Origin of the sequence: Nonomuraea sp. K271 (assembly GCF_009908215.1) — a bacterium.
In the GTDB taxonomy this organism is placed as follows: domain Bacteria; phylum Actinomycetota; class Actinomycetes; order Streptosporangiales; family Streptosporangiaceae; genus Nonomuraea; species Nonomuraea longispora.
Genome location: NZ_JAAAHR010000257.1, coordinates 1 through 8737, shown reverse-complemented (window position 1 = coordinate 8737; position 8737 = coordinate 1). Strand labels below are relative to the sequence as shown.

Genomic DNA, 8737 nt, shown 5'->3' with positions numbered 1-8737 from the left:
CTGAAACGCCTGTGGAGCTGGTGTCAGACCTCAACGAGAGTCCTCTCGGACGGGGCAACCGGCGATGAAGCAGGAATCCTCACGGGCGACCGTGGGAATCCCCTCGTTTACGAGGGGAGGATGTCAAGTGATGTCAAGTGGGCGCACTCGGACCTGCGCAAGGAGATCACTCCCGACGCGGTGAGCGCCCTGGAGATCAGCATCCATCCGGAGCATCAGGGCAAAGGGCTGTCCGCATTGCTCCTCAACGCGCTGCGCGACAACGCGAAGTCCAAGGGTTTCACGGAGCTGCTGGCGCCCGTACGCCCCAATGGCAAGCACCTGGAGCCCCACACGTCGATGTCCGAGTACGCGTTCCGCACCCGTGAGGACGGCCTGCCCGCCGACCCGTGGCTGCGCGTGCACGTACGCGCCGGCGGCACCATCGTGAAAGTCGCGCCGGCGTCCCAGACCATCTCGGGATCCCTGGCGCAGTGGCGAGCGTGGACAGGCCAGCCGTTCGATGTGAACGGTCCCGTAGAGGTGCCGCTCACGCTGTCCCCGGTCATGTGCGACCTCGCGCAGAACTACGCCGTGTACGTGGAGCCGAACGTGTGGGTGCGGCACTCGTTGTGAACACGATGACCGGCTTGTACGGATCCAGCCGCGAGGGGCGCGCCCGGCTCAGAAGGCGCTTATCGCCGCCGGTGCGCGTTCGGCGCGGCTCAGGGTGCGGATGACCGCGGTGGCTCCGTGGCGGTGCACGGCCAGGCGGGCCAGCAGCTCCACGACGGGTTCGTTGACGGCCGGCGGCAGCTCAGGCGTGTCCAGGCCGACGCTGGCAGCCAGGTCGTCGGAGTGGACGACCAGCTCCACCAGCCGGGTGAGCAGGAAGTCGTCCAGCCGCAGGGACCATCCGGCCCAGGGCAGCAGCACCACGCGGTCGGCCGGTTCGGCGGGCAGCGCGGCGCTCTGGTGGTCGAGCAGCGCCTGCGCCTTGTCCGCCAGGGCTTCGGCCCCGTCGGCGGCGGCCGCCTCGCCGCCGCGCCTGATGCTCAGGTTGCTCTCGTGGTCGAGGCCGGCCTGCACCCACGGCGAGCGTGAGTAGTGCTCGATGAGGTCGATGGGCTCCTGGACCTCGCCGTCCGGCGGGAGTACGTCGCCGACCCTGACGAGCTGGTGAGCCAGGTGCCCGGCCAGTCCCGCGACACTGAACTCGGTCAGCGCGCTCGGCTTGTCCCACGACGTGCTCACGGCGGGGTGACGCAGGAGCGACACCGCCGACGTCGCGGCCACCAGATAGGACTGCCTGCTTTCCCCCATGTGCCGCCCTTTCTTCCCCTTCAGGTGGTACGCGCCAACCCTATCCGTTCACCATATTTCGGCCATGTGCGGTCCTCAGGCCAGGGCCTTCCTGATCGCCGACCTGACGAACGCCCGCGCCAGCCGGGCCCTCCTGAACCGGCTCAACACCGGAGGCGGGGTGCCGTATCTGCGGGCGCGGATGTCGGCCACCACGGTGTCCGGCGCTCCCATCCCGGCCGCCACGTCCAGAGCCTCCCGCTTGCTGATCAGGCGGCCCTCCCGCAGGGTCACCGTGGCCCTGGCGACCGTCAGCACGCCGAGGTCCACCCAGACCTCCTGCAGCCAGCGCCGCCGCGCCCGCGTCTTGACCAGCCAGAAGTCACGCAGGTCCGACCGGACGAACGCCTCCAGCTCCGCGTCCGACACCGGGGGCAGCACCTCGCCGGGCGGCGGGCCGTACAACCGCCGGGGGGCCGTGTGCAGCTCGCGCCGCGTGACGGCGGTGACGGGACGGCGGAAGATGCGCTCGTGCGCCCACGTCACGTGTTCGGTGGAGAGATCGTCCAGCTCCTGACGGGGCAGGTACGAGCAGTGCAGCAGGGCGGCGAGGGGCGGTTCGAGCGAGCGGTGCACGGCCTTGATGTCGCGCCACTGCTGCATCGTCACGGGTGAGTCGAGCACGGCGACCAGATCGAGGTCGCTGCGGCCCGGCCGGTAGTCGCCGGCCCCGAGCGAGCCGTGGGCCCAGAGCGCGACCAGGGGGACCGCCGGTTCGATCCGGTCGAGAAAATCCGTCAGCAGGCGTTCGGTCGCTGCGTGCATGATGGCCACTATGATCGATTCACGGCGCACAGGAAAGGTCGCGCTGATCACAGGCGTGGGCCGCACCGCCGGCATCGGGGCGGGGATCGCCCGGCGGCTGGCGGCCTCGGGCTGGGACATCGCCTTCTCCCACTGGTCCCCCTACGACGAGCGCATGACTTGGGGCGTCGAGCCGGGCGCGACCGACGCGATCACCGCGGCCCTCGCGGACGCCGGCGCGGCCTCGGTGGCGATCGAGGCGGACCTCTCCGACGTGGACACCCCGTCCCGGATCTTCGACGAGGCGGAACGGGCGCTGGGCAACGTCACCGCGCTCGTGATGTGTCACTGCGAGTCGGTCGCATCGGGCCTGCTCGACACGACCGTGGACGGCTTCGACCGGCACTTCGCGGTGAACGCGCGGGCCACCTGGCTGCTGATCCGCGAGTACGGCTTGCGCTTCCGGGGCGCCCACGGAACCGGCCGGATCGTCGCCCTCACCAGCGACCACACCGTCGGCAACCTGCCGTACGGCGCCAGCAAGGGCGCACTCGACCGCATCACGCTGGCCGCCGCGCACGAGCTGGCCCACCTCGGTGTCAGCGCCAACGCGCTCAACCCCGGACCGGTGGACACCGGGTGGATGCCGGACGAGGTCCGCGACCAGTGCGTACGCCAGACGCCGCTCAACCGGCTCGGCACACCGAAGGACACCGCGCACCTCGTCGACTTCCTCTGCTCGGAGCAGGGCCAGTGGATCAACGGCCAGCTGCTCATGAGCAACGGGGGCTTCGGCTAGGACGTGGCCCGTGGGTCCTTCCGTCCTTCATGCCCTCGGCGGGGTGAACGGCCGGTTCGCCGGAAATGCCTTGGCGGGCGGCCGGTCGCCGCGGGCATGATGGCAACATGATCGATCCACGCCTCGCAGGGAAGGTCGCCCTGATCACCGGCGCCAATCACGGCATCGGCGCCGCCACCGCGGTCGCGCTGGCAGCCGAGGGCGTCGCGGTCTTCCTCACCTACAAACGGCTCGACCCGTTGAACGATCCGGCCACCCCACCCGCGTACGACCAGGCCCGCGGCTCCGACGCCGGCGAGGTGCTGCGGCGCATCCGGGAGGCGGGCGGCACCGCGGAGGCCGCCGAGGCCGACCTGGCCGGCCCGCAGACGCCCAAGGCCCTGTTCGACCAGGTGGAGAAGACCTTCGGCCCGGTGGAGATCCTGGTCAACAACGCCAGCGGCTGGCTGAGCGACACCTTCACCCCCGCCGGCCATGACGCCGTCGGCCGCCCGCTGCGGCCGGTCGACGCGGAGACGCACGAACGGCAGTTCGCGGTCGACGTGCGGGCTCCCGCGCTGCTGATCGCGGAGTTCGCGGGGCGGCACGTCGAACGCGGCGCGACCTGGGGCCGGATCGTCGGCCTCACCTCCGGCGGCCCCGACGGCTTCCCCACGGAGGTCTCCTACGGCGCGGCGAAGGCGGCCCAGGAGAACTACACCATGTCGGCCGCGCACGAGCTAGGCGCGTACGGCATCACGGCCAACATGGTCTATCCGCCCGTGACCGACACCGGCTGGGTCAACGCGGAGGTGGAGCAGCTGGTCGCGGAGAGCGGCGTGCTGCGCGAGGTGGCGCAGCCGGAAGACGTCGCCGAGGTCATCACCTTCCTGGCCTCCCAGCAGGGCAGGAAGGTCACCGCTCAGACGATCAGGATGTTCTGACCGGTGACTTTCCGGTGCTCAGGTGAACCTCACGGGCTCGTGTCGAAGAGCGCGCTCACCGACTCGCCGTCGTGGATGCGGCGCATGGCCTCGGCCAGGGCGGGTGCGATCGACAGGACGGTGAGCTTGTCGCAGGGCTTGGGCGGCGGCACGGTGTTGGTGCAGACGATCTCCTCGACCTCGGGCAGCGCGCCCAGCCGTTCGAGCGCTCCGGCCGAGAACAGCCCGTGGGTGCAGGCCACGCGTACGGACCTGACGCCCTGTTCGCGCAGCCGGTCGAGCAGTTCGATGACCGTGGAGCCCTTGGCGATCTCGTCGTCCAGGATGATCACGTCCTTGCCGGCCACCTCGCCGATCACGGAGCTGATGACCACGCGGTCGTCGCTGTAACGCTGTTTGGCGCCCATGGCGACGCCGGTGCCGAGCAGGCGGGCGAAGGCGGCGGCCTCCTTGGCGTTGCCGAGGTCGGGGGAGACGACGACGGTGTTGGACAGGTCGTACTGGCGGAAGTGGCCGGCCAGCTCGCGCAGGGCGTGCAGGTGGTCCACGGGGACGCTGAAGAAGCCGTGCACCTGTGGTGAGTGCAGCGTCATCGCCAGGACCCTGCTGGCGCCGGCGGCCACCATGAGGTCGGCGACCAGCCGGCCGCCGATGGAGATGCGGGGAGCGTCCTTCTTGTCGCTGCGCGCGTAGGCGTAGTGGGGCAGGACGACCGTGGTCCTCGCGGCGGAGGCGCCGCGGGCGGCGTCGAGCATCAGCAGCAGCTCGACGAGGTTCTCCTGGGTCGGCGGGACGAGCGGCTGGATGAGGAAGACGTCACGCTCGCGGCAGTTGGCCTGAAGCTGCACTTCGAGTACGTCGTTGGCGAAGCGGTGGACCTGGACGGGGTGGAGGGGAGTGCCCAGGTGGGCGCAGATCTCCTCCGCGAGCTCGGGGTGGGCACTGCCGCTGAAGACCGTGATATCACGCACGGTTCCCAGAGCTTAGCGACCCCGGCCCGGCGTTCACGAGAGCAGCTCCGGGGTGAGCGCGTCGAGGTTGGGCAGGACACGCCAGGCCAGGGCGAGCGCGTCGGGCGCCGGCGGGTAACGCGGGTGGGGCACGGCGATCACGTGCATGCCGGCGGCGTCGGCGGAGCGCAGCCCGTTGCTGGAGTCCTCGACCGCCACGCAGCCGCGGGGGTCGACGTCCAGCCGCCGGGCCGCCTCCAGGTAGCCGTCGGGCGCCGGCTTGCCCCGCGCCACCTCCTCGGTGGAGACGGTGGCGGCGAAGCACTGCTTCAGGTCGGCCGCGTCCAGCACCACGTCGATCAGCGCGCGCGGCGACGAGCTGGCCAGCCCCAGCGTGTGGCGTTCCGCCAGGCGGCGCACCGCCTTCACCGCCCCCGGCATCAGCGGCACCCCGTCGCGGTAGCGGGCGGCCATCTGGTCGATGACGGCGCGGGCGATCTCGGCGGGCGGCCGGCGTACGCCGAGATCGTGCAGGTAGGCGGACCACTCGGCGGTGCTCATGCCCATGAGTCTGGACTGCGTGTCGGGCTGCCAGGTGCCGCCGTGCTCGGCCACGAACGCCCGGCGCACCTCCTCCCACACGGGCTCTGAGTCCACCAGCACGCCATCGAGGTCGAACACGCAAGCTCTCACGACCGCGAGAATACGCGAACGGCGATCCGCAGGGCTCGGCCGACATATGTCCTTATTGCCCGATATTCATGCTAATAGGGAAAGTCTGTTGAGCTATCGCGACTGATTCCCGGGCATTCCACACGGCATGGCAGACCTTCCACTTCACGACCAGGGCGACTTCGCGGACGCCGACCGCGGCTTCATCGCGAAGCTCAGCCCGGCGGTCGTCAGAACGGCGGACGGCCGGGTCGTCTGGGACGGTGACTCCTACGACTTCCTCCAGGAGGACTGCCCGGAGACGGCCCATCCCGGCCTCTGGAGACAGAGCCGGCTCTGCGCCAGGCAGGGACTGTACGAGGTCACCCCCGGCGTCTACCAGGTTCGCGGCCTGGACCTGTCGAACATGACGCTGGTCGAGGGCGAGCGGGGTGTCGTCGTGATCGACCCGCTGATCTCCACCGAGTGCGCCGCCGCCGCGCTGAAGTTGTACCGCGCCCACCGCGGCGACCGCCCGGTCACCGGCGTCATCTACACCTGCACGCACGTCGACCACTTCGGCGGCGCACGCGGCGTCACCGACGGTGGCGTGCCGATCCTGGCCCCTGCCGGGTTCGTGGAGCACGCCGCGTCCGAACGGGTCTACGCCGGCCACGCGATGACCCGCCGGGCCGTCTACCTGTACGGCCGCGCGCTGCCCCGCTCGCCCGAGGGCCAGATCGGCTGCGGCCTCGGCATGACCGCGTCGACGGGCACCGTGTCGCTCATCCCGCCCACGCTGGATCTCACACGCACCGGCCAGGAGGAGACGGTCGACGGCGTCAGGATGATCTTCCACCTCACGCCGGACGCCGCCGCCCCCGCCGAGATGAACGTGTTCCTGCCCGACCACCGCGCCCTCTGCCTGGCCGAGAACGCCACTCGCAACCAGCACAACCTGCTGTCCCTGCGCGGCGCCGCCGTACGCGACGCCCGCGCGTGGGCGCGTTACCTGACCGAGGCCGTCTCCCTGTTCGCCGGCCGGGCCGACGTCGCCTTCGCCTCGCACCACTGGCCCACCTGGGGCGGGGAGACCGTCGTACGCTTCATCGAGCAGCAGCGCGACATGTACGCCTACCTGCACGACCAGACCCTGCGCCTGATCAACAAAGGCCTGACGGGGCCCGAGATCGCCGAGGCCATGCAGATGCCGCCTCAGCTGGAGCGGGCCTGGCACACCCACGGCTACCACGGCTCGCTCTCCCACAACGTCAGGGCCGTCTACCAGCGCTACCTCGGCTGGTTCGACGGCAACCCGGCCCACCTGTGGGAACACCCGCCCAGGGAGAGCGCCATCCGCTACGTCGAGTGTCTGGGTGGCGCCGCCGGCGTGGTCGAGTTCGCCCGGCGCTACATCGGCGAGAACGATTTGCGCTTCGCCGCCCAGCTGCTCAACCACGCGGTCTTCGCCGACGAGGGCAACAAGGAGGCCCGCGACCTGCTCGCCGAGGTCTACACCAGGCTGGGCCACGGGGCCGAGAACGCCACCTGGCGCAACTTCTACCTCATGGGCGCGCTGGAGCTGGCCGACGGCATCGTGCCCGCCACCATGGACGTCACCTCGCCGGACCTGCTCGCCGCGCTGAGCGTCGAGCAGATCTTCGACTCGATCGCCATCCGCGTCGACGGGCCGCGCGCCTGGCACGAGCGGCTGTCCATCGACTGGCACCTGACCGACCTGGGGGAGCGGCACCGTACGACGTTGTGCAACGGGGTGCTCGTGCAGCAGCGGGACCCGCGTGACGACGCCGCCGACCTGACCCTGCGGCTGACGAAGGAGCAGCTCGTGGGACTGCTGGCGGGCAAGGGCGTCGAAGGGGTCGAACGCGAGGGCAACACGGCGGTGTTGCAGCGGCTGGTCGCCGTGCTGGACCGGGCGATGCCGGACTTCGCCATCGTGACGGCCTGACCCGCGCGCCGCTCGCCGGGGCTAGGTACGGGCCGCCTCGGCGTGCAGCGCCTCGCAGGCCAGCCCCAGCAACGTCACCAGGACGGCCGCGATCGCGGGCCCGAGGACCAGCGGGACCGTCAGCTCGCCCGCGTGCCACACGGCCGCCGCGATCGCCGCCGACGTCAGCACCGTCATCCCGAACATGGCCGCCCACAGCGGCAACATCCGCAGGTAGGCGAACAGCAGCCCGAACACCGGCCACACGAACGGCGGCGCCGCCACGGCCAGCGCGGCCCAGCCGCCCGTCACCAGGCCCAGCCACACGAGCGCCGGGATGGGCCGGCGTTCGAGCACGGGGCCGGCGGCGTACACGAGGCCGAGCAGCACGCCTGCGGCGGCCACGGCCACGAGGCCGTCGCGCAGCACGGTGACCACGGCCATGAGCAGCAGCCCGCACGCCGTGACGTGCGTTGCCCACTGCAGCAACCGCAACGGAAGGTTCGGCATTACTCACTCAGCGTAACGCCGGGTGAGCGCCCTGATCAGCCAGGCCCGCGGTCGCCACGCCGGGCGAACGCCGTCAGCAGGTAGTACAGCGCGCCGGCCACGACGAGGGCGACCACCACGCCGATGTTGGCCGCCCCGAACGTGCCGCTCTCCAGCTCGCGGCTCATGAGGAAGCCGACGATCGCGGCGATGTTCTCGTCGGCCGAGGTGATGAGGCCGAGCCCGACGACCGACGCCACCACCAGCGACACCAGGCCCGGCCAGTGCAGCGCGGGAGCGCCGGGACGCAGCAGCCGCTCGCGGTCGGCGCCGTCGGCGGGCCCGCCGTACGACCGACCGCCCTTCCGCAGCCGCCACATGTCGACCAGGAACACCGCCGCCCAGGCCGCCATCACCACGCCGATGATCGCGAGGAACGCCTGGAAGGTGGCGAGGAAGCTGGTGGAGACGAACAGCAGGTAGTAGCCGCCGAGCACCATGAGCAGCCCGTCGATCAGCACCGCGTAGTGCCGCCTGATCGGTACGCCGAGCGCCAGCATCGACAATCCCGACGAGTAGATGTCCATGATCGCCCCGGCCAGGAAGCCGCCGATGGCGGTCAGCAGGTACGCCAGCAGGAACCAGGTCGGCAGCGCCCCGGCCAGCGCCGCCACCGGGTCGCCGCCCGCGGCCTCGGCCAGCGACGGGTCGCCGCCCGCCAGCAGCACGCCGAACACGAGCAGCACCATGGGCGGCAGCGCGCCGCCGAGCATCGTCCACAGGGCCACCGAGCGCGGGCGCGAGCCGGACGGCAGGTAACGGGAGTAGTCGGCGCCGCAGTTGACCCAGCCCAGGCCCAGCAGGGTCATGGCGAAGATGATCCCGCCCACCC

General features: G+C 71.1%; 10 protein-coding genes. 4 read left to right on the top strand and 6 right to left on the bottom strand.

The window, feature by feature from the left end; all coding sequences use genetic code 11:
• Positions 1-120: 120 nt before the first annotated feature.
• Positions 121-615, top strand: coding sequence for a GNAT family N-acetyltransferase (locus GUY59_RS44550; protein WP_212746345.1), 495 nt, complete (start codon positions 121-123; stop codon positions 613-615).
• Between the two features lie 48 nt (positions 616-663).
• Here the strand turns inward: GUY59_RS44550 and GUY59_RS44545 are convergent, their stop codons facing one another.
• Both GUY59_RS44545 and GUY59_RS44540 read right to left on the bottom strand, forming a co-directional pair.
• Positions 664-1302: a maleylpyruvate isomerase N-terminal domain-containing protein gene (locus GUY59_RS44545; protein WP_138208256.1), complete on the bottom strand. Its 639-nt coding sequence runs from the start codon at positions 1300-1302 to the stop codon at positions 664-666.
• A 75-nt stretch (positions 1303-1377) separates the two neighbouring features.
• Complete coding sequence (locus GUY59_RS44540; protein ID WP_132627657.1) at positions 1378-2106, bottom strand: nucleotidyltransferase domain-containing protein; 729 nt, start codon at positions 2104-2106, stop codon at positions 1378-1380.
• Positions 2107-2116: 10 nt separating this feature from the next.
• Here GUY59_RS44540 and GUY59_RS44535 point away from each other — a divergent pair, with 10 nt between their 5' ends.
• Positions 2117-2884, top strand: a complete 768-nt coding sequence (locus GUY59_RS44535) for an SDR family oxidoreductase (RefSeq protein ID WP_236668104.1) — start codon at positions 2117-2119, stop codon at positions 2882-2884.
• Positions 2885-2991: 107 nt separating this feature from the next.
• Positions 2992-3807 (top strand): SDR family NAD(P)-dependent oxidoreductase, encoded by an 816-nt coding sequence (locus GUY59_RS44530; protein WP_138208257.1) that lies wholly within the window; start codon positions 2992-2994, stop codon positions 3805-3807.
• A gap of 29 nt (positions 3808-3836) precedes the next feature.
• On the opposite strand, the gene GUY59_RS44525 is transcribed toward GUY59_RS44530, so the two are convergent.
• Positions 3837-4778 (bottom strand): ribose-phosphate diphosphokinase, encoded by a 942-nt coding sequence (locus GUY59_RS44525; protein ID WP_138208258.1) that lies wholly within the window; start codon positions 4776-4778, stop codon positions 3837-3839.
• A gap of 33 nt (positions 4779-4811) precedes the next feature.
• Entirely contained in the window at positions 4812-5450 is a 639-nt protein-coding gene (locus GUY59_RS44520) for an HAD family hydrolase (RefSeq protein ID WP_252375238.1), read from the bottom strand.
• A gap of 127 nt (positions 5451-5577) precedes the next feature.
• On the opposite strand from GUY59_RS44520, the gene GUY59_RS44515 reads away from it, so the two are divergent.
• Positions 5578-7377 (top strand): alkyl/aryl-sulfatase, encoded by a 1800-nt coding sequence (locus GUY59_RS44515; protein WP_138208260.1) that lies wholly within the window; start codon positions 5578-5580, stop codon positions 7375-7377.
• Positions 7378-7398: 21 nt separating this feature from the next.
• Here the strand turns inward: GUY59_RS44515 and GUY59_RS44510 are convergent, their stop codons facing one another.
• Together GUY59_RS44510 and GUY59_RS44505 are read right to left on the bottom strand one after the other, a co-directional pair.
• Entirely contained in the window at positions 7399-7866 is a 468-nt protein-coding gene (locus GUY59_RS44510) for a hypothetical protein (protein ID WP_138208261.1), read from the bottom strand.
• A gap of 35 nt (positions 7867-7901) precedes the next feature.
• On the bottom strand, positions 7902-8737 hold an 836-nt coding region (locus GUY59_RS44505; RefSeq protein ID WP_201762087.1), incomplete at its 5' end, for a cytosine permease.